The organism is Sphingomonas sp. EU05-FHT14C10 (assembly GCF_058790595.1).
The window spans coordinates 316,018-334,313 of sequence record NZ_JBYTEN010000002.1 but is presented as its reverse complement, the minus strand read 5'-3'; the positions used below and the strand labels follow the sequence as shown (position 1 = coordinate 334,313).

The 18,296-nt window shown below is 66.5% G+C and carries 16 protein-coding genes, 1 tRNA gene and 1 pseudogene; 5 read left to right on the top strand and 13 right to left on the bottom strand.

Annotated features, from left to right (window positions below):
- Window positions 1–13 precede the first annotated feature (13 nt).
- Genes AC3WT0_RS04370 through AC3WT0_RS04355 form a run of 4 tightly spaced genes read right to left on the bottom strand, consistent with a single transcriptional unit; the run spans window position 14 to window position 4,275 of the window.
- Window positions 14–958, bottom strand: a complete 945-nt coding sequence (locus AC3WT0_RS04370) for an alpha/beta hydrolase (protein WP_492751754.1) — start codon at window positions 956–958, stop codon at window positions 14–16.
- Window positions 959–990: 32 nt separating this feature from the next.
- Window positions 991–2,508, bottom strand: a complete 1,518-nt coding sequence (locus AC3WT0_RS04365) for an alpha/beta hydrolase family protein (RefSeq protein ID WP_492751753.1) — start codon at window positions 2,506–2,508, stop codon at window positions 991–993.
- A 43-nt stretch (window positions 2,509–2,551) separates the two neighbouring features.
- Window positions 2,552–3,223, bottom strand: a complete 672-nt coding sequence (locus AC3WT0_RS04360; RefSeq protein ID WP_492751752.1) for an RlmE family RNA methyltransferase — start codon at window positions 3,221–3,223, stop codon at window positions 2,552–2,554.
- Window positions 3,220–4,275: a Ppx/GppA phosphatase family protein gene (locus AC3WT0_RS04355; protein WP_492751750.1), complete on the bottom strand. Its 1,056-nt coding sequence runs from the start codon at window positions 4,273–4,275 to the stop codon at window positions 3,220–3,222. The genes AC3WT0_RS04360 and AC3WT0_RS04355 overlap by 4 nt, the downstream gene beginning before the upstream one ends.
- A 141-nt stretch (window positions 4,276–4,416) precedes the next feature.
- Here AC3WT0_RS04355 and AC3WT0_RS04350 point away from each other — a divergent pair.
- Window positions 4,417–4,490, top strand: a tRNA-Gln gene (locus AC3WT0_RS04350).
- A gap of 92 nt (window positions 4,491–4,582) precedes the next feature.
- Window positions 4,583–5,368, top strand: coding sequence for a thioesterase family protein (locus tag AC3WT0_RS04345; RefSeq protein ID WP_492751749.1), 786 nt, complete (start codon window positions 4,583–4,585; stop codon window positions 5,366–5,368).
- 250 nt (window positions 5,369–5,618) lie between these two features.
- On the opposite strand, the gene AC3WT0_RS04340 is transcribed toward AC3WT0_RS04345, so the two are convergent.
- From AC3WT0_RS04340 to wecB, 3 genes are all read right to left on the bottom strand, one after another.
- Window positions 5,619–6,914: an NRAMP family divalent metal transporter gene (locus AC3WT0_RS04340; RefSeq protein ID WP_492751748.1), complete on the bottom strand. Its 1,296-nt coding sequence runs from the start codon at window positions 6,912–6,914 to the stop codon at window positions 5,619–5,621.
- A 295-nt stretch (window positions 6,915–7,209) separates the two neighbouring features.
- On the bottom strand, window positions 7,210–8,505 hold the full coding sequence (wecC, locus tag AC3WT0_RS04335; protein ID WP_492751747.1) for a UDP-N-acetyl-D-mannosamine dehydrogenase: 1,296 nt from the start codon (window positions 8,503–8,505) through the stop codon (window positions 7,210–7,212).
- Complete coding sequence (gene wecB, locus AC3WT0_RS04330; RefSeq protein ID WP_492751746.1) at window positions 8,483–9,613, bottom strand: non-hydrolyzing UDP-N-acetylglucosamine 2-epimerase; 1,131 nt, start codon at window positions 9,611–9,613, stop codon at window positions 8,483–8,485. The genes wecC and wecB overlap by 23 nt, the downstream gene beginning before the upstream one ends.
- Before the next feature lie 100 nt (window positions 9,614–9,713).
- Here wecB and AC3WT0_RS04325 point away from each other — a divergent pair, with 100 nt between their 5' ends.
- Window positions 9,714–10,226 carry a superoxide dismutase family protein gene (locus tag AC3WT0_RS04325; RefSeq protein WP_492751861.1) on the top strand — a complete coding sequence of 171 codons (513 nt, stop codon included), beginning with the start codon at window positions 9,714–9,716 and terminating at the stop codon, window positions 10,224–10,226.
- On the opposite strand, the gene AC3WT0_RS04320 is transcribed toward AC3WT0_RS04325, so the two are convergent.
- Both AC3WT0_RS04320 and AC3WT0_RS04315 read right to left on the bottom strand, forming a co-directional pair.
- Complete coding sequence (locus tag AC3WT0_RS04320; RefSeq protein ID WP_492751860.1) at window positions 10,213–10,863, bottom strand: YoaK family protein; 651 nt, start codon at window positions 10,861–10,863, stop codon at window positions 10,213–10,215. The genes AC3WT0_RS04325 and AC3WT0_RS04320 overlap by 14 nt on opposite strands.
- A complete protein-coding gene (locus AC3WT0_RS04315) occupies window positions 10,860–12,419 on the bottom strand; it encodes a spinster family MFS transporter (RefSeq protein WP_492751745.1) in 1,560 nt (519 codons plus the stop codon). Before AC3WT0_RS04315 ends, AC3WT0_RS04320 begins: the two co-directional genes overlap by 4 nt.
- Before the next feature lie 56 nt (window positions 12,420–12,475).
- On the opposite strand from AC3WT0_RS04315, the pseudogene AC3WT0_RS04310 reads away from it, so the two are divergent.
- A pseudogene (locus AC3WT0_RS04310) lies at window positions 12,476–12,966 on the top strand (low molecular weight protein-tyrosine-phosphatase).
- A gap of 48 nt (window positions 12,967–13,014) precedes the next feature.
- Here the strand turns inward: AC3WT0_RS04310 and AC3WT0_RS04305 are convergent.
- Entirely contained in the window at window positions 13,015–14,208 is a 1,194-nt protein-coding gene (locus tag AC3WT0_RS04305) for a hypothetical protein (protein WP_492751743.1), read from the bottom strand.
- A 171-nt stretch (window positions 14,209–14,379) separates the two neighbouring features.
- Complete coding sequence (gene thpR / locus AC3WT0_RS04300) at window positions 14,380–14,913, bottom strand: RNA 2',3'-cyclic phosphodiesterase (protein WP_492751741.1); 534 nt, start codon at window positions 14,911–14,913, stop codon at window positions 14,380–14,382.
- A 109-nt stretch (window positions 14,914–15,022) separates the two neighbouring features.
- Here thpR and AC3WT0_RS04295 point away from each other — a divergent pair, with 109 nt between their 5' ends.
- Complete coding sequence (locus tag AC3WT0_RS04295) at window positions 15,023–15,763, top strand: Bax inhibitor-1/YccA family protein (protein ID WP_492751740.1); 741 nt, start codon at window positions 15,023–15,025, stop codon at window positions 15,761–15,763.
- 87 nt (window positions 15,764–15,850) lie between these two features.
- Here the strand turns inward: AC3WT0_RS04295 and AC3WT0_RS04290 are convergent, their stop codons facing one another.
- Window positions 15,851–16,900 (bottom strand): 1,9-bis(guanidino)-5-aza-nonane synthase, encoded by a 1,050-nt coding sequence (locus AC3WT0_RS04290; protein ID WP_492751739.1) that lies wholly within the window; start codon window positions 16,898–16,900, stop codon window positions 15,851–15,853.
- 81 nt (window positions 16,901–16,981) lie between these two features.
- Window positions 16,982–18,172 carry a type III PLP-dependent enzyme domain-containing protein gene (locus AC3WT0_RS04285; RefSeq protein WP_492751737.1) on the bottom strand — a complete coding sequence of 397 codons (1,191 nt, stop codon included), beginning with the start codon at window positions 18,170–18,172 and terminating at the stop codon, window positions 16,982–16,984.
- Window positions 18,173–18,296: the final 124 nt, after the last annotated feature.

Sequence of the window (18,296 nt, the reverse complement as noted above, 5' to 3'; positions counted from 1 at the left end):
AATAGCGGCGATTTCAGTGCTTCCCTGATCCGCTGCGTCCGTCGAACCAGCCGCCGTCCGCAAGCCAGTCGGCGAGCCGGTCGGGCCAATGGATGATCGACAAGAGGCTCGATCGTTCGCCCATGTTGAAGGCGTGGTCGGCATCGGCATACATATGCAGCTCCGCCGAAACGCCTGCCGTGCGCAACTGCTCATAGAGCCGCAGCGCCGGGATCGCGCAGCATTTGTCGAGCGTGCCGGCGGTCAGGAAGGCGGGCGGCGCGCTCGCCGCCGCCGCTGCGGGGATGCCGAGCGGTCCGGGAAAGACGAGGATCTGGAAATCGGGCCGTGCGCTCTGCCGGTCGATCGCGTCGGCCGGCGGCGCGGCGGGCGGCTCGGGATTGTCGGCGACCAGCGTGACCAGCTCGCCGCCCGCCGAAAAGCCCATCACCCCCACGCGGTGCGGATCGACGCCGTAGCGCGCGGCATTGGCGCGGACCCAGCGGATCGCACGGCGCAGGTCGCCCGCCGCGTCGCGCTCGATCGAATAGGGCGATCCTTCCTCGCGGCCGAGCCGATATTTGAGCACGAAAGCCGCGACGCCCATCTGGTTGAGGCGCGGGGCGACGTCGACGCCTTCGGTCGTCCACACCAGCATCTTGTGCGCGCCGCCGGGGACGATGATGATCGCCGCGCCGCTATTGTGACGCGGATCGGCGGGGAAGATGGTCAGCGAAGGATCATTGACATGCTTCACCCAATAATCCTGCGCGACTTCGGGCTCGGCGCGCTGGGCTGCAGTCGTGCCGGGTGCGCCGCCGCTCCATAGCGCCACGCGCTCGGGCGCGGGCATGTCGAGCGGCCAGGGCGCGCGCGAAGGCAGGGCGGCGGATGGGCCGGGGGCAGGTTGGGCGGCGGCCGCCGTCCCCGCGAGCATCGTCAATGTGAGCGCTAACATTTTCAGGGGCGTGATTTTCATCCTGTCCTCTCCGTCGATCGTCCGATTATTGACTACCGGTCGCTTGCGCGGCCCAGCATCCGGTCTGCCCAGGCGATGAAATATTTCATGTTGGGCGCGTCGTTATGGCCGCCGTCATGCTGCCGCCAGGCAAGCTGGCCGTCGAGCAGCCCTTCATTGACCGCCGGCATCGGCGCATGGCGATAGTCCCGCCCCGCTGCCACGCCCTTCGCGCCGAGCAGCGCGAAGACGCGGCTGGCGTCGACCGTCGCCATCCAGCTTCCCTTATGGTCCAGCCAGCGTGCGTCGCCGCGTTCGGGCACGCCATAGCTGATGAAGGTCGGGCGCGGCGCGGCCAGTGCGATTAGCTCGTTCGAATCGACGGGCAGGTCGCCAGGGTCGAGCGGGCGGGCCTTGCCGGGGATCGGCGCCGCGTCATATTTCATCAGATTGCCGGCGAACCAGTAATAGCCGCCGGTGGCGAGGTTGGACACGTCCTCGCCCCAGTTGCGCCGCAGCGGCGTCGCGCCGCCCTTGCCCGAGGATCCGACGAGGACGACGGCGAAGCGCTGGTCGAACGCCATCGTCACCAGCGCCGCCTTGCCGAAGCGCGATACGCCCTCGATCCCGATGCGCTTGGCATCGACGGCGGGGTCGGCGGCGAGATAATCGAAGGCGCGGCTGGCGCCCCAGGCCCAGGCGCGCAATGCGCCCCAGTCGCCGGGCTGGCGCGGCCGGCCCTTGTTGACCAGCCCGATGATCCCGCGCGTCAGCCCGGCGCCGTCATCGGCCTGGATGCTCGACGGGTCGAGGATCGCGAAGCCCCAGCCGGCGGCGGCAAGCTGCTCGTAATTGGGCGGGTCTCCGTCCTCATTCTTCTCGGGCGGGCGGAAGAAGGGCGGCTCGGGCGCGACGACGAAGCCCGGATGCGCGTCGAGCACCGCTTTCAGCGACGGGTCTTCGCGGACGATCGCCGCGCGCAGCGCCGCGTTGATTCGCGCGAACTCCGCATGATCGGGCTGGCTCGGCGCGGGAAAGCCGTCGCGGCCGAACATGATGAGTACGGGCACGCGCCCCTTGGCGCCGGCGGGCAGCACCAGCGTCATGCGGATGTCGACCGAGATTGCGGGATAGGCGCTGTTGTCGACATGGCCGACGATCTGGCGTGCGATCACCGGCACGCCGGGAAAGCCGAGCCGCTCCCGGTCGGTCGCGACCACGCGCCAGTCGACATGGGGCGTGCCGGCGGGGATGGCGCCGTAAACCTCGCGCTCATAGACGGCGAGAATCTCGGGCCGGCGGATTTTCCACCACATGTCGGGCGTCGCCACCTCGCGCCCGTCGAAGCTGGTCAGCGGATCGGGCAGGCCGGGATAGGGGTTGGCCTCCGCTTCGTCGTAATTGGCGTGGTTGGGCGCGCTTTCGTCCCCGCTCGGCCCCGGTCGCAGTGCCGCGATGCCCAGCCGGTCCATCATCGCCTGCCGGTCCTGGTCTGCGCTCATCGTGACGGGCGGGGGCGGGGAAGCCGCGCCGGCCAGCGTCATCGTGCCCAGGGCGATCGCCCAGCGCATCCTTCTCTCCGGCACCGGCATCGCTCTCCCTCGGCTGCCTCTTTTACCCGTCGGCGCGACCCTTAAACCCTTGCGCGATCACATACCATTCGGAAGATTCCTTGCGGCTTGCCGGAGGCTTGGCATGCTTCACCGTGGTGAAATTGCGCTTGAGCTCGGCGACGAGGTTGTTGTCCGCGCCGCCCGCCAGCACCTTGGCGACGAAGCCGCCGCCGGGGCGCAGCGTCTCGATCGCGAACTGCACCGCGGCCTCGACCAGCCCCATGGTGCGCAGATGGTCGGTCTGCGGGTGGCCGACGGTGTTGGCCGCCATGTCGGAGAGCACGATGTCCGCCGGCCCGCCGAGCGCCTCGGTCAGCTTCTCGGGCGCGTCGTCGGCCATGAAGTCCATCTGGAACAAGGTCACGCCGTCGATCGGGTCGGTCGGCAGCAGGTCGATGCCGACGACGATCGCGCGCGGGGCGAGCTTGCGCACCACCTGGCTCCACCCGCCCGGCGCGACGCCGAGGTCGACGACGCGCGCCGCGCCCTTGATCAGGCCGAAGCGCTGGTCGAGCTCGATCAGCTTGTAGGCCGCGCGGCTGCGATAACCCTCGGCCTTGGCCTTGCGGACATAGGGGTCGTTGAGCTGGCGTTCGAGCCAGCGGGTCGAGGCCGCGGTGCGGTTCCGCGCGGTGCGGACGCGCTGGCGCCCGCCGGGTCCTGGGCGGCTCACCAGCCGATCCCGTCGCGCGCCATCAGCGAGCGGAGAATGCCTTCGCGGATGCCGCGATCGGCGACGCCGAGACGGTCGGCGGGGAAGATGTCCAAAATCGCCTCCAATATCGCACAGCCCGCGACGACCAGGTCGGCGCGCTCGGGGCCGATGCAGGGCATCGCCTTGCGCTCGTCGATCGGCATCGTGGCCAGCCCGGTGCTGATCTCGCGCATCGCCGTCGCCGGCACGATCAGCCCGTCGACCGCCTGCCGGTCATAGCAGGGCAGGCCCAGATGCACGCTGGCGAGCGTCGTTACCGTGCCGCTGGTGCCGAGCAGCCTTCGCCGGCCCGACGGTTCCTTCGGCAGCCGCGCCGCGAAGGGCGCGAAGCTCGCCGCCACGCGCGCCTTCATCCGCCGATAGGCGTCCATGCGCTCATCGGTCGTCGCCAGATCGCCCTGATGCTCGACCTCGGTCAGCGAGACGACGCCCCACGGCGCGCTGAACCAGTCGATCGTGCGCGGCGAAGGCCCGCTGGTGTCCACGAGCACCAGCTCGGTCGATCCCCCGCCAATGTCGAAGATCAGCGCCGGTCCCTCGCCGGGCTCGAGCAGCGCATGGCAGCCCATCACCGCCAGCCGCGCTTCCTCCTCGGCGCTGATGATGTCGAGCGCGATTCCCGTCTCGCGGCGGACGCGCTCGATGAAGGCGCGGCCGTTGGTCGCCCGGCGGCACGCCTCGGTCGCCACCGATCGCGCGATATGGACGTGGCGGCGCCGCAGCTTCTCGGCGCAGATCGAAAGCGCGCCCACCGCGCGCTCGATCGCCGCATCGCTCAGGCGGCCGGTGGCGGCAAGCCCTTCGCCCAGCCGCACGATGCGCGAGAATGCGTCGACGATCACGAAACCTTCGACTGCCGGGCGGGCGATCAGGAGGCGGCAATTATTGGTGCCGAGGTCCAACGCTCCGTAGCAGCGGCGACCGGGGGCCACGCCGCCCACCGCCTGTTCTTTCGCCGCGCGCACCGGATTTCCGGCCCGCCGCGGCATCGCAGTGGACCGTCCCACCATTTGCCGCACCAATCTGTTCTCATCCGAAACGGCATGCGCCGCCGGTACTTGGGTCGCAGCCTATCGGGTGCGCTTCGTCGCGGCAAGGGCGGTATCGGCGTTGACAGAGTGGATTCGCCGCCCTATCTGGCGCGCCTCCGATGCCCCGTCGTTCAATGGTAGGACAACGGATTCTGATTCCGTTTATCGTGGTTCGAATCCACGCGGGGCATCCAATTTTTCCGTCCGATCCGCCGCAGGCCTGTATCGGACGGGCTCCCCAGGCCTAAGGCTGGTCGCCGGTTCGGAATATAGGATCGGAGCATCTGTGGGCGCACTCGGCGAAGCACTGGAACGATTGACGCGCGCGGGCGAAGGCTGGCGTGCCGAACCCGGCGAGGGCTGGCGGCAGGGCCAGACGCTCTATGGCGGGCTTTCAGCGGCGTTCGCAGTGAAGGCGGCGGGGCTCGATCATCCCGGTCTGCCGATGCTGCGCTCGGCGCAGTTCGCCTTCGTCGGGCCGGCGGTCGGCGCGCTCGATTATCGCACCACCATGGTCCGCCAGGGCAAGTCGAGCGCCTTCGTCTCGGTCGCGGCAAGCGGCGAGGCGGGCCCGGCGACGCAGGCGCTGCTCTGCTACGGGCGCGATCGCGATTCGGCCTACAGCTATGATGACGTGCCGATGCCGGCGGTCCCGTCGCGCGACGCGGGCGAACTCTTCTTCCAGGTGCGCGGCGTGCCGGGCTTCACCGTCAATTTCGAAGGCATACTCGTCGAGGGACGCCCGCCGGGCAGCGGCACCGATACGCCGTTCCTGCGCGTCTGGGTGCGCCATCGCGGTGGCGCGCCCGACGGCGCGGCATCGCTGATCGCGCTGGGTGACGCGCTGCCCCCGGCGGCGCTCAGCATGTTCACCAGCTTCGCCCCGATCTCGACGATGACCTGGTCGGTCGAACTACCGACGGGCGACGATCTCCCCGGCGGCGACTGGTATCTGTTCGAGACGCGCGGCGAGACGGTCGGCAACGGCTACAGCGTGCAGGACATGAAGCTCTGGCACGAAAGCGGCCGCCTCGCGCTCGTCGGCCGCCAGACGGTCGCCGTTTACGCCTGACTCCTCCCGTCATTGCGAGGAGGCGCAGCCGACGAAGCAATCCAGAAATGCTGGACGCCAGGCTGGATTGCTTCGCTGCGCTCGCAATGACGAGCCAATCTCCGTTCGTCCCGAGCGAAGTCGAGGGACGTTCGGCATCGCGCACACGTGTCTCGACTTCAACCCGATGGGTTGAAGCCCGTCCTGAGCGGCTGGCTTGCCAGCCAGCCGAAGGGCTCGACGCGAACGGAGAAAGGGCGAACGCCCTCGCCTAGAAGAAGATCGATCCGATCATCAGCGCCGCCGCGCCGCCCATCAGGCCGGTCGCGGCCCAGCCGAGCAGGCGGATGGGCTTGGAGGCGACGAAATCGCCCATCACCGATCGCCGCGAGACGAGCAGGATCAGCACGGCCATCAGCGGCACCGCGACCACGCCGTTGATCACCGCGCTCCAGAACAGCGCGCGCATCGGGTTGATCGGCGAGAACTGGATGATCAGCGCGGCCAGCACCGAGACCGCGATCACGCCATAGAAGCCCTTGGCCTCCATCACCTTGCGTTCCAGCCCGGTGTGCCAGCCCATCGCCTCGGCCATCGCATAGGCGGCCGAACCGGCCAGCACCGGCACGCCGACCAGCCCGACGCCTAATATGCCGATCGCGAACAGCGCGAAGGCGGATTCGCCCGCCAGCGGCTTGAGCGCGCTCGCCGCTTCGGCGGCGGTGTTGATCGTCGTCAGCCCGTCGGCATGCAGCGTCACGGCGGTCGCGAGGATGATGAAGCAGGCCGCGACGTTGGAATAGAGCATCCCGCTCCACGTATCCCACGAGATGCGGCGCAGTTCGGTCGGCGCGGCCTCGGGCGCGTCGATCAGCCCGGGGCCGCCGCGCAGATCCTCCACTTCCTCCGATGCCTGCCAGAAGAAGAGATAGGGGCTGATCGTCGTGCCGAAGACGCCGACGATCATCGTCGCCGTATCGCCGTCGAAGGTCAGGTGCGGCCAGACGGTGCGCGCCAGCACCTCACCCCATGGCACATGCACGGTGAACAGCACCGCTATATAGGCGAGCAGGGATAAGGTCAGCCATTTCAATATGTTGACGTAACGGTGATAAGGCACGAAAATCTGGAGGACCAGGGTCAGCGCAACGAAGGCGAGCGTCATCCAGTGGCGACCGATACCGGTCACCAGCTCGGCCGCCTCGCCCATCGCGGCGACGTCGGCGGCGATGTTGAGGATGTTGGCGATCAGCAGCAGCGCGACCAGCGCCCGCAGCAATGCCGGCGAGAAGACGGCCTTGATGTTCGCCGACAGCCCCTTGCCGGTGACGCGCCCCAGATTGCCGCACATCAGCTGCACCGCCGACATTAGCGGGTAGGACAGCGCCATCGTCCACAGCATGTTGAAGCCGAACTGCGCGCCCGCCTGCGAATAGGTGGCGATGCCGCTGGGATCGTCGTCGGCGACGCCGGTGATCAGCCCGGGGCCGAGCCGCTTGAGCGGGTTGCGCCAGTCGCGCAGCCGCCAGCGGGCAGGGGGGCTCTCGGCTTCGCTCTGCATGTCCATCGGCATCGTCTCCCTCGCCCGCCCGGCATAGGGGAGGATCGGCGCGCGGGCACTACAGTATGTTTGGCCGGCCAGCCATAAGCGACAAGTATGGGGCAGAACCCCCTCCCGTCATTGCGAGGAGGCGAAGCCGACGAAGCAATCCAGAATGCCCGACACCGCACTGGATTGCGTCGCTACGCTCGCGATGACGCCCCCCCCCCCCCCCCACCGTTCGTCCCGAGCGCAGTCGAGGGACGTGGGGCGTCGCGCGGTCGTCCCTCGACTGCGCTCGGGACGAACGGAGCCGAAGTCCTCAGACCGCCAGCTTCAGCGCCGCCGCCGGCTCGCGGCGCGGCTGGTCCGGCCAGATGCCGCGCGTGTCATAGACGATCTTGGCCGCGCGCTCGTCGACGGGCACCGATTTGAAGATGTCATGGTCGACAAGGACGATCAGCAGGTCGCAGTTGCCGAGCGCCTGATCGATGTCGACCAGTTCGGCGCCCGTTCCGGCGAAGGCGGCGGGCAGCGCCGGGATATGCGGCTCGACGATGCTCAGCCGCTTGCCGTGGCGGCGGGCGAGGCTCAGCGCGATGCGCAGCGCCGGGCTTTCGCGCAGATCGTCGATATTGGCCTTGAAGGCGAGGCCAAGGCAGGCGATGCGCGCCGCCGCATGCTCCGCCGCCAGCGCTTCGGCGCGCGCGATGACATGGTCGGTCTTGGCGTCGTTCACTTCGCGCGCGGTGCGGATCAGCGGCGTATGTTCGGGCGCCGCGTGGACGATGAACCAGGGGTCGACTGCGATGCAGTGCCCGCCGACGCCGGGGCCGGGCTGGAGGATGTTGACGCGCGGGTGGCGGTTGGCGAGGCGGATCACTTCCCACACGTCCAGCCCGGTCGCGTCGGCGACGCGCGACAATTCGTTGGCGAAGGCGATGTTGACGTCGCGGAAGGCGTTCTCGGTCAGCTTGACCATCTCGGCGGTCCGCGCCGTCGTCGTCACGCATGCCCCGCGCACGAAGCGGCGATAGAAGCCCAGCGCCTTGCGCGCGCAGCGCGGGGTGATGCCGCCGATGCAGCGGTCATTGTCGATCAGCTCGACGAGGATGCGGCCGGGCAGCACGCGCTCGGGGCAATAGGCGATGGCGATGTCGGCATGGTCGCCCGCGCGGCCGGGCAGGCGCAGGTCGGGGCGCGCGGCGGCGATCAGGTCGCGCAGCGCCTCGGTCGTGCCGACGGGCGATGTCGATTCGAGGATGACGCAGTTTCCGGGCTGCAGCACCGGCGCGATCGCGCGCGCGGCGGCGAGGATATGGCTGGTGTCGGGCGCGTGATCGGCGCCGATCGGGGTGGGGACGGCGATGACGAAGATATCGGCCGGCCCGGCCTGCGTCGCCGCGCGCAGCAGCCCGCGCTCGACCACGCCCTGCACCAGCCCGGCCAGGTCGATCTCCTCGATATGGATGCGCCCCGAATTGACCGTCTCGACCACGGCGGCATCGACGTCGACGCCCAGCACGCTCGCCCCCGATCGGGCGATCAGCGCAGCGGTCGGGAGCCCGATATAGCCGAGCCCCATGACGACGACCTTAGGCGGTTGATCCGAAACCATCGACGACGACCCTTGCGATACGCGCGCTCGCCTGACCGTCGCCATAGGGATTGTGGGCGCGGGCCATGCGTGCGTAGGCCTGCTTGTCGTCGAGCAGGGTAAATATCTCGTGGACGATGCGTTCGGGATCGGTGCCGACAAGGCGTGCGGTGCCCGCCTCGATGCCTTCGGGGCGCTCGGTCGTCTCGCGCATGACGAGCACGGGCTTGCCCAGCGCGGGCGCTTCCTCCTGCACGCCGCCGCTGTCGGTCAGGATGATTTCGGCCATGTCGAGCAGCCGCACGAAATGCGGATAGTCGAGCGGCTCGATCAGCGCGACGTTGGGCAGATCCTCCAGCGCTGCGCGCAGCACCGCGCCGGCCTGCGGATTGGGGTGGAGCGGGATGACGAGCGCCACGTCGTCGCGCGCGGCGATCCGCCTCAGGGCCGCCGCGATGTCCGTCATTCCCTGCCCGAAACTCTCGCGCCGGTGCGCGGTGACCGCAATCACGCGCTTTTCCCTGTATCGTTCCGCTATCGTATCGAGTCCGGCCGCCAGCCCCGGTTCCCGCCCGATCCGCGCCCGCATCTCCAACAGCGCGTCAATCCCTGTGTTCCCCGTGACAACCAAGCAGGATTCGGAAACATTCTCCCGCACCAGCGCCGCCGCCGCATTTTCGGTCGGCGCGAAATGCAGGTCGGCGATCACGCTGATGATCCTGCGGTTCGCTTCCTCGGGCCAGGGGTGCATCAAGTCGCCGCTGCGCAGTCCCGCCTCGACATGCGCGACCGGAATCCGGCGGTAATGCGCGGCGAGCGCTCCCGCCATCGCGCTGGTCGTGTCGCCCTGCACGATCACCCGGTCGGGCCGCTCCGCATCGAGCACCGCGCCGATCGCCACGATCAGCCGCGCGGTCAGCGCATCCAGGCTCTGCCCCGGCTGCATCATGTCCAGATCGTAATCGGGCGCGATCCCCGCGACCGCGAGCACCTGATCGAGCATCGCGCGGTGCTGCGCCGTCACGACGACGCAAACCTCAATGCCCGGCTTCGCCCGTAGTGCGTGGACGACGGGAAACAGCTTGATCGCCTCGGGGCGCGTGCCGAACAGGACGATGATCTTTGCCATGACGGCATTCGCCCATAGATGCTTGCGCTTAACAAGCTGTAGAGAGGGAGCCGTTCGGCCCCCCGGCCGTTGTCGGAACACGCCTATGGAGGAGCAGATGATGAAGAGCGCGACGATCCTGATGAGTGCGGCGGCGATGCTGGCGCTGACTGCGGCCGCGAAGCCCGGCGCCACCGCGACGGTCAGCGGAGCCGACGGCGTCGCGCACGGCACCGTCACCGCGACCGAAACGGCGAAGGGGCTCGAGGTCGTCTACAAGGCGACCGGGCTGACGCCGGGCCTCCACGGCGTGCATATCCACACGCTCGGCAAGTGCGAGGCGCCGGGCTTCACCACCGCCGGCGGCCACTGGAACCCCACCGGCAAGATGCATGGCAGCATGAACCCGCAGGGTCCGCACGCGGGTGACCTGCCTAATCTGAAGGTCGGTGCGGACGGCAAGGGCGTCGTCAAGTTCCTCGTCCCCGGCGGCACGATCGCGACCGGTGAGGAAGCGCTGCTCGACGTCGACGGGGCGGCGTTCGTCGTCCATGCTGGCGAGGACGATCTGAAGACCGATCCGGCGGGCAATAGCGGCGGCCGCATCGCCTGCGGCGTGTTCAGCGCGAAATAAGCCCTTCGTCGGGCAGGAAAGCGGCGGCGAACAGCGCTGAGGCCAGCGCCACCGCCGCCGCGATCCAAAGGCCCGAAAGCCCGAGGCGCGGGAATACCATCGCGCCCGCCACCGCGCCGGCGAGCAGCGACAGCCACATCGTCAGAAATGGCAGCCAGCCGAGCCTGTCGCCGCCCGTCAGCGCGGCGGCGATGCGCTGCCCGCATTTGACGAGCGTGCCCGTCATATAGGTCAGGCCGATGCGCACTTCGCCGTCATGCTCGAACACAGCGTTTTCGGTGCCCATGGCGAGGACGAGCGCCAGCGCCGTGCCAGGGATGCTGAGCGCCCCCAGCGTCGCGGCGACGGTCAGGAGCGCGGAGACGAGCAGCAACACCGCAATCTGTCGGCGCGGCCCGGCGGCGCGGCCGGCAAGCGATCCGATCACCACGCCGCAGACGAAACCCGCGATCAGCCCGAAGGCAGTGCGCGCTTCGGTAAAATTGTGCGCGGTGCCGACGGCGAGGCGTGTCGAATTGCCGCTCATGAACGAGACGAAGAAGCCGCTCAGATGCATGAATCCGAACGCGTCGACATAGCCGGCGAGCGCCGCAAGCGCATAGGCGAGCCCGCGCGCCCTGCCATCGTAGCGTGTCAGATGGGCTCCCCGGCCGCGCGGGCGCGTTCGATCAGGCCCGCTTCGGCGGCGGGCAGCTTGCGGTAGGCGAGGATCAGGCAGGCGATCGAGATCGGCGCGACGAGCAGCAGCGAGAGCACGCCAGTCGACAGACTCCCCGTCCACGCCGAAACGCGCCCTGCCATATAAGGCCCGAGCGCAAGGCCGATCAGCGTAGTGCCGATGAAGAAAGTCGCGGTCGCGGCCCCGCGCATGCGCGGCAGCACCAGATCCTGCGTCGTCGCCGCCGACGCGCCGAGCGCGAGGCTCGACAGTGCGGTCATCGGCAGTTGGAGCGCATAGTAGAGCGGCAGGCTGGTGGTGGTGAAGCTGATCACCAGCAGGATCGCAGGCAAGGTCGCGCCGAGCAGCGCGACGATCAGGCGGCCGGCGGGATTGGTCTTGCGCAGCCGGTCCGCGAGACGCCCGCCGATGATCACGCCCAGAAAACCGCCCGCCGCGCCGCTGGCGCCGATGATGAAGCCCGCCGTCGCCTTCGAGACATGGAAGACGCGCTCCGCATAGGGCAGCGACCAGAAGCTGACGGCATAGGCGGTGAAGGCAATGAGTCCGTAGCCGACCACCACCAGCAGGAAGGTGGGATTGCCCCAGATCAGGGCGAAGGCCGGCTTGTCGCGCGTCCTGAGCGCGGTGGCCCAGCTGAATACGGCATAGGCGCCCAGCCCGATCGCTGCCCATTGCGCGGTGTCGCCGGTGAGTCGGGTCATCGCGAAACCGATCGCGAAGACGATGGCGGCGGCGAGCAGGTTGATCGCGAGCGCCGTCATGCCGCGCCGCGCCGCGCCGATCAGCGTCAGCGGCGGGATGACGGTGCACAGTTCCTCGACGAAGCCGCGGAACGGGGCCGGGCTGGGCGGCGTGACGATCCCGTCCGACTGGCCGCGCAACGGCTCGCGCAGCGTCGCGACCCACAGCGAGACGAGCAGGCCGGGCAGGCCGACAGCGAGGAAGGCGGCCTGCCAGCCGACAAGGCCGAGCGGCCCGCCGCCGGGGAAAGCCTGGTTCCAGTTCTGGACGATCGCCCCGCCGATGAAGAGCGAGAGGCCGCCGCCGAGATAGAGGCCCGACGAATAGATGGCGAGCGCGGTCGCCCGCTTCTCGCGCGGGAACCAGTCGGACAGCAGCGAATAGGCGCTGGGCGACGCCGTCGCCTCGCCGACGCCGACGCCGATGCGTGCCGCGCCAAGCTGCGCCCCGGTGCGCGAGAAGCCGGAGAGCGTCGTCATCGCCGACCAGACGGCAAGGCCGATCGTGATCAGCCGTACGCGATGCCAGTTATCCGCGAGCCGCCCGAGCGGAATGCCGAACAGCGCGTAGAAGACGCCGAAGGCCGTGCCGTAGAGGAAGCCCAGATCGGCATCGCCCAGATGCAGGTCGCGCTTGATGTCCTCGGCCAGGATGCTGAGAATTTGCCGATCGATGAAATTGAGCATGTAGACGATGACGAGGACGGTCAGCACATACCAGGCGTAACGCTCCGTGGGTGGCGTCGCCGCCTGCGCCTCGCTCGTCGCCATGTCGCTCTCCTCGTTATTCTGTGTCGACATCACGGCTAGCAGGCTCAATCATCTGGATGGAAGGGGAAAATGTGGGCGTGAGCATACTGTTCGTCTGCCTCGGCAATATCTGTCGTTCGCCGCTGGCCGAAGCCGCCTTTCGCGCCGAGGCGGAGGCGCGGGGCATCGATGCGCTGGTCGACTCGGCCGGCACGGGCAGCTGGCATCGCGGCGATCCGCCCGATCCGCGGTCGCGAAGCGTCATGGCATCGACATCTCGACCTATCGAGCGCGGCAGGTCACCGAGGCCGATTTCACCCGCTTCGATCGCATCGTCGCGATGGATGCCGCCAATTTGCGCGATCTGCGCGGCATCGCCCCTGCCGTAGCGACGGCACGGCTCAGCCTGCTGCTGGATCATGTCGCGGGACGCGAGAGCCAGTCGGTCGCCGATCCCTATTATGGGGCGGACGCGGCGTTTGACATCACCTGGAACGAGGCGGTGGCGGGGGCCAAGGGGCTGGCGGGCGCGATCATCCGCGAGAGAGATTGGATTGAGATTTTTTAAGCAAAAATCGCGGAAACGTGTCAATAAATCTAAATAATTATTTCAAAATCAAAGTCCATCGAAAAAATATTCCTCTCCATATTTCCTTATATGTGAGACCGTATCTAGCAAATAATCTGGTTCATCAAGGAATTTTTGTTCAGGAATGCAATAGCGATAACTAAGAAATGTCGCCAGATTTAATCTAGAACGTGACGAGAGGGGGAGTGATGTGTCGATATATTCGATGCTGGTCGAGGCGAATCCCGCCAGATTTGATCGGCCGAGGGTTGCGGATCGCTTGCCGGCCAGAAGGGCTGACCATCCGACAACTGACGAGACAGTTATTACGGCATCAATGGCTTGAATTAGCCACTCCGACCGGCCCTGTTTCCACCGCTCCGGCAGCAACAGTAGGTTGGGCATTTGCTCTGCGATGCTCTCTTCAAGCGTGCGCGACAACTGATGGCCGGGATGGTAGGTCGCCACCGCACGCCACCCGGATGGCAGCGCATCTAGAGATGCCAGAAGCAGATCTTCGGGCGTGGTGCCGCGTCCTAACCCCTCGAAGGTTAGCCAATCGGGCGGCTGCATCGCAAACATCGCAACGGGCGCGCCGCCGGCTGCGGCGGCGAACCAATTTATCATTTCAGCCGTTTCCGGATCATTGAGATTGGGCTCCGTGAAGCGAACCTCCCAATCCCGCTGGATTGCCGCTTCCAGTCCGATCGGAAGCTCGAGCGACCGAATACGCTGCGCCGCGCGCACCAGGAGGCTCTCGGTCTGATGGCCAAATGGGTCAAGGAAGAAGCCGGTGCCCATCGCTCGGGGCAAGGGCTGCATTTCGGAGAATAGAGTCGTGATCTCCGGCGAAAGGCTTGCGAGATAACGATTCTGGGTAAATGACAGGATAGCATCCGGCTCAAGCTCTGCCACCATGGAGGAAATGATTTCCTGCAGCGCCTGATTTTCGACCGCATCCTCTTTGCGTCGCGCAAGGTCTTGCCCATAGCGAACGCGGTTCATTCCGAAAGGGGACAATACATCGATCGGGTTGATCGAAAAGGTTGAAATCGGGCCGACGCGGTTTTGAAGCGCGCGACACAACCAAGGGCTTGAGGCGATACTGAAGGAAAGTCCAGTCCTGTCGGCGTTAGCCCGGATGATCCGTGCAATCCATTCAATCCAGGGCGAGAGAAATAATGGATCCTGCCGATAAGTTACCGGTTCCACATAGAACGTCAAACGCGCCAATTTTTGCATGACACTCCCAAAAAAACATAGGCTTATGGGTCGCATATGGCTTGCACAGGATTTTGCAGCAATGTCATAAATGCGACTCTGTGAAGCGGATGTGCAGGGATTGCCGCGCCGAGGGCAGATAAATCGCATTGCAGCCCAGCCCAGTAGTCGTGCGCAGAATGTCAGTCGGCCTTAACCGAGCGGGTAGCGTTCGACGATCTCGTAGCTGCTGCCCGTGTGCCCCATATGGCTTTCGTAGAGGCAGAAATGCGTGGCGTGGAACGGCGGCAGCGAGAGGCCGCCGTGCAGCGCGTTGAACGCATCGAGCGGCCCCGCCTCGCGGCCGAAGCGCGCCAGGGTGATGTGCGGCAGATAAGCACGCGTCTCCGCCGGCAGTCCGACGCGGACGAGCGCCTGATCGATTTTCCGGTGCAGGCGCTCGATCGCGTCGCGCGGCGTAATACCGGCCCACAGTGTATCGATGCGTCCCTTGCGGTCGAACATGCCGACGCCCGAAACGCCGAGTTCGAGCGGCGGACAATGCACGGTGCCGAGCGCGGCCGCGATATCGTCCGCCATGCGCCCGTCAACCTCGCCGATGAAGCGCAGCGTGATGTGAAGCTGGTCGTCGTCCTGCCATCGCGCGCCCGCGACCCCGCCCATCAGCGCGGTCAGCGCGCGTCTGATCTCGGCAGGAGGACGGATGGCGACGAACAGACGGTGCATGACGTTATCATTACGAAATGTTGCGGAACCGGTTTCGCTTGAAAGGAACAGGTAATCCACCGATATTATGAGGGTCCGGCCTTTCGCCGGGAAGAGGAGTTTATTCGCAATGGCAAACTGGTCTGATCCCCGCACGACTGCCTATGGCGGTCCGGCATCGGCCACGCAGGATGCCGCATTTGACGCCGGTCTGCGGTCGTACATGCTGTCGGTGTACAACTATATGGCGTCGGGCGTCCTGCTGACGGGCATCGTCGCGCTTGCCTTCTCGTGGGGCGGCGTCACTTCGCCCGCCGCGCAGCTTTTCATCAATGGCGGCATCCTGAAGTGGGTCGTCATCCTCGCGCCGCTGGGCGTGGTGATGTGGCTGAGATTCGGCATCGACCGCATTTCGGAAGGGACGGCGAAGGCGCTGTTCTGGGCCTATGCGGTGCTGATGGGCCTGTCGCTGTCGACGGTCTTGTTGGTCTATACCGGTGCGTCGGTCGCGCAGACCTTCTTCGCTTCGGCCGCGGCCTTCGCGGGCCTCAGCCTGTGGGGCTACACGACCAAGCGTGATCTGTCGGCGTTCGGCACCTTCCTGATCATGGGTGTCGTCGGCCTGATCGTCGCGATGCTGGTCAACCTGTTCCTCAAGTCCAGCGGGCTTGATCTGGTGATCAGCGGCATCGGCGTGCTGCTGTTCGCGGGCCTCACCGCCTACGATACGCAGAAGATCAAGAGCATATACGCCCATGTACAGGGCACCGAGTTCATCGGCAAGTCGGTGGTGATGGGTGCGCTGACGCTCTATCTCGACTTCATCAACATGTTCCTGTTCCTGCTGCGCTTCATGGGCGATCGCCGCTAAGCGCCAGCCGGCAAGGCACGAAGAAAAAGGCCCGGCGGAGCGATCCGCCGGGCCTTTCCTTTTATGTGCCGTATGCCTCTGGCGAGATCAGCCGAAGATCTTGCCCCAGGCGCGCTTCGGCCGATCCTTCCAGGCGCCGCGGTGCCAGGCGTCCGACGCCAGCAACGGCATCACCGAACCGGCCTCGGCGAACACCATCTGCTCGAGCGTGGTGTCGACCTTGCCCCAGCTCGCCGCTTCCTTGAGCGTCGAGGAGGAGCAGGCGCCGTCGCGCACGTCGGCGACGGTGATCTGCACGGCGTATTTGTGCATCTCGACATCGTCGTGACCGAGGATCTCGGCGCAGACGACGGTGTCCTGAATGAAGTTCTTCGGCACGCCGCCGCCGATCATCAGCAGGCCGGTGGTGCCCGCCTTGATCTTGATGTCGGTCAGTTCGCGGAAGTCGGCGATGGCGTCGAGCACCATATAGGGCTTGCCTGCCTTGGCGCGCTCGACCTGGTGCTTGACGAGGCCGAAGCCGGCCGAGCTGTCGACGAAAGCAGGGCAGAAGATCGGCACGTCATGCTCGTAGGCGAGCTTGACGAGGCTGTTCTCCTTCTTGCCATGCTCCGAAAGGTAACGGCCCATCTCTCGGATGAAGGCGCGCGACGAATAGGGCCTGGGTTCCAGAGACTCGGCGATCTCGAAGATCGTGTGGTCGCAGTCCTGAAGCTGCTCCTCGTCAATATAGGTATCATAGATGCGGTCGATGTAGAGCGAGCGCAGCGTGTTGTCGTCGGGCACTTCGAGCGCCTGATAATGCTTGTGGCCAAGGCCCTCGAAGAAATCCATGTCGACGATCGACGCGCCGGTGGCGACCACGCCGTCGATCATGTTCGAGCGCAGCAGTTCCGCATAGAGATCCATGCAGCCGCCCGCCGAGGTCGAGCCCGCGATCACGAGGAAGATCGAGCAATCCTTGTCCTCGAGCATCTGGTTGTAGATGCGGGTGGCGCGCGCGAGATCGCGGCTGGTGAAGCTCATCTTCTCCATCGAGTCGATGATCGGCCGCGCGTCGAAGCTGCGGATGTCGACATGCTCGACAGTGGTCGAGAGAAGCTCGGCCTTGCGCGTGTCGTTGATCGTGGTGGTCATTGGCAGGACTCCGGTGACAAGCAAATAGCCGTCATCCCGGTGGATCGTTCCACCGGGATGACGGTTGTTGATGGGTGACTGTTACAGCGTGACGACGTTCGACGGAACCGCGGTGCGCTCGTCGGTGCCCGTGTAGAGCGACGCCATCGGCTCATCGTCGACGACGATGGTCTCGGTCGCGCCGAAACCGTTGAAGCCGGTGCGCATCGCCGCGCCATAGGCGCCGAGCATCCCGATCTCCAGATAGTCGCCTGCGCGCGTATCCGCCGGCAGCATGAACGGACCGGTCATATGGTCCAGATCGTCGCAGGTCGGGCCGTAGAAGCTGAACGCCATGTCGCGCGCATCCGATTCCGGCTCGCGCAGCAGCGTGACCGGGAAGCGCCAGCCGACATGCGCGGCATCGAACAGCGCGCCATAGGCGCCGTCGTTGATGTACAGCTCGCTGCCGCGGCGCTTCTCGACGCGGACGATGAGCGAGCTGTATTCGGCGCACAGCGCACGGCCCGGCTCGGCCCACAGTTCGGCCGAATAGCTGACCGGCAGGCTTTCGAAGGCACGGTGGATCGTCTCGAAATAACGTTCCAGCGGCGGGGGCTCCATCCCCGGATAGACCGAGGGGAAGCCGCCGCCGACATCGACGACGTCGACCGTCACCGCCGCATCGACGATGGCGATGCGCACGCGCTCGATCGCATTGCCATAGGCCTCGGGCGTCATCGCCTGGCTGCCGACATGGAAGCAGATACCGAGCGAGTCCGCCGCCTGACGGGCGGCGAAGAGCAGCGCCTTGGCCTCTTCCGGCGCGGCGCCGAACTTGGAGGCGAGGCTGAGCTTCGAATGTTCCGAGGAGACGCGCAGGCGAACGCACAGCGTGAGATCGGTCGCGTCCCGGGTAGCGCGCATGATCTTTTCGAGCTCGTCGATCGTGTCGAGCGAGAAGACGCGGACGCCGTGGGTGAAATAAGCCTCGGCGATCGCTTCCTCGGCCTTCACCGGATGCATGAAGCACAGCGTGGCTTCGGGCAGCGTTTCGGCGACCAGCCGCACCTCGGCGATCGAGGCGACGTCGTAGTGCGTGATTCCGCTCTCCCACAGGACCTTGAGCAGGTCGGGGGAGGGATTCGCCTTTACCGCGTAGACAGAGCGGCCCGGAAACTTCTCGACGAAGAAGCGGGCGGCGCGCCGGGCGGCGTGCGGACGAACGAGCGTGACCGGCTGAACCGGTCGAAGGGCGGCAGCTAGCCCCAGCGCGCTATGGTGCTTGTGCAACTCAAGGGACCTCCAGTGGTAGCGTTCAAAAATCACTGCCTTGCGGTGGAAGTCCCATGGGGCAGCGGACGGGCGATATAGAAACAGCTACCCCCCCTGTAAAGAGATTGAATCGCGTGCCATT

Excerpts from the sequence above, each read along its gene's own strand:
- AC3WT0_RS04340 (WP_492751748.1), bottom strand. The coding sequence starts at position 6,914 with ATGGACATGCAGAGCGAAGCCGAGAGCCCCCCTGCCCGCTGGCGGCTG.
- AC3WT0_RS04305 (WP_492751743.1), bottom strand. The coding sequence starts at position 14,208 with ATGCAAAAATTGGCGCGTTTGACGTTCTATGTGGAACCGGTAACTTAT.
- AC3WT0_RS04315 (WP_492751745.1), bottom strand. The coding sequence starts at position 12,419 with ATGGCGACGAGCGAGGCGCAGGCGGCGACGCCACCCACGGAGCGTTAC.
- AC3WT0_RS04290 (WP_492751739.1), bottom strand. The coding sequence starts at position 16,900 with ATGACCACCACGATCAACGACACGCGCAAGGCCGAGCTTCTCTCGACC.
- wecB (WP_492751746.1), bottom strand. The coding sequence starts at position 9,613 with ATGGCAAAGATCATCGTCCTGTTCGGCACGCGCCCCGAGGCGATCAAG.
- thpR (WP_492751741.1), bottom strand. The coding sequence starts at position 14,913 with ATGCACCGTCTGTTCGTCGCCATCCGTCCTCCTGCCGAGATCAGACGC.
- AC3WT0_RS04325 (WP_492751861.1), top strand. The coding sequence starts at position 9,714 with ATGAAGAGCGCGACGATCCTGATGAGTGCGGCGGCGATGCTGGCGCTG.
- AC3WT0_RS04370 (WP_492751754.1), bottom strand. The coding sequence starts at position 958 with ATGAAAATCACGCCCCTGAAAATGTTAGCGCTCACATTGACGATGCTC.
- AC3WT0_RS04365 (WP_492751753.1), bottom strand. The coding sequence starts at position 2,508 with ATGCGCTGGGCGATCGCCCTGGGCACGATGACGCTGGCCGGCGCGGCT.
- AC3WT0_RS04355 (WP_492751750.1), bottom strand. The coding sequence starts at position 4,275 with ATGGTGGGACGGTCCACTGCGATGCCGCGGCGGGCCGGAAATCCGGTG.
- wecC (WP_492751747.1), bottom strand. The coding sequence starts at position 8,505 with ATGGTTTCGGATCAACCGCCTAAGGTCGTCGTCATGGGGCTCGGCTAT.
- AC3WT0_RS04295 (WP_492751740.1), top strand. The coding sequence starts at position 15,023 with ATGGCAAACTGGTCTGATCCCCGCACGACTGCCTATGGCGGTCCGGCA.